This window comes from Blastomonas sp. UPD001 (genome assembly GCF_003426715.1).
GTDB lineage: Bacteria > Pseudomonadota > Alphaproteobacteria > Sphingomonadales > Sphingomonadaceae > Blastomonas.
Window position 1 is genome coordinate 1 of sequence record NZ_QKVT01000014.1, and the last position, 909, is coordinate 909.

General features: G+C 66.4%; 1 protein-coding gene. It reads right to left on the minus strand.

The genetic code is table 11. From position 1 onward, the window contains the following. Window positions 1–909, minus strand: a 909-nt coding sequence (gene trbG / locus DM995_RS17815) for a P-type conjugative transfer protein TrbG (RefSeq protein WP_116970576.1), incomplete at both ends; no start/stop codon positions are given.

The following is a 909-nucleotide window of genomic DNA, read 5'->3' on the forward strand; positions in this document are numbered from 1 at the left end:
ACGTCGGGTCCCCAGGACTATGCCAAGGTGCCGAAGCTCGGTCCGCCGCTCCCGGCCGGCGTCGCGTATAATGCGGACGCGCTGTTCGCTGCGCCGGTCGCTCAGCCGCAGTTCGGCAGCGGCAAACAGTTGGTCAACCACCATATAGCGGCCCCGGACGCGGTAGTTGACGAGCTCCGTATCGCCGGCGGGCCCGGTCACGAAGAGTGGCGGCATTTCTCCTTGAGCGATGCCAACGGGAAATTCGATGAACACCTGCCGCCCGTCATCGAAAGCGCGCGCCGGGCGCCACGGCGCGCGGTCGCCTTCGATGAGGTAGCGGAAGTTGAGCGCAGCCGGATCGATCCCGGTCGCGACCGGTGTAGCGGAATCTGCGACCGCATTGGCGGATCGCAACGCGATGAGCTGGTCTTGCGGATAGGTCCATGAGACCGAAGCCATGTAAGTCGAAGCCGTGGCGCGCAGTTCCAGATGATAGGTGCGCCGGTCGGTGTTTATGACAAGATTGGTGGACAGGTCCTGACGGGTCGGCTTGACAAGGATATGCACGCGCGCGGTGTCCCCACTGCCACTGATTGTGTCGCCGATGATCCAGCGCACGGTGTCGCCGGCCGCCACCGGCCCCGGTCCGACGAGTTGCTCACCTTCCTGTAGTGCGATGTCGGTCACCTGGCCTGGCGCAGTATAGACCTGATAGAGCGCGCCATCGGTCCATGGGTATTGCTGAATCGCATTGATGAAGCCGTCGCGTACCGGCTGTACGCGGGCGGCGGCGTTCGCCGCGCCGACGCGCTGGCGGGGATCGGATGGCTCGGCCGCGCGCGGGGCCTCGCTCACCGGTTTCAGCTGGCCGGGCAGCGGCAGAGGCTCGGGGATCGCCACCACCCCGACCTGGCGCACCGGTTCGGG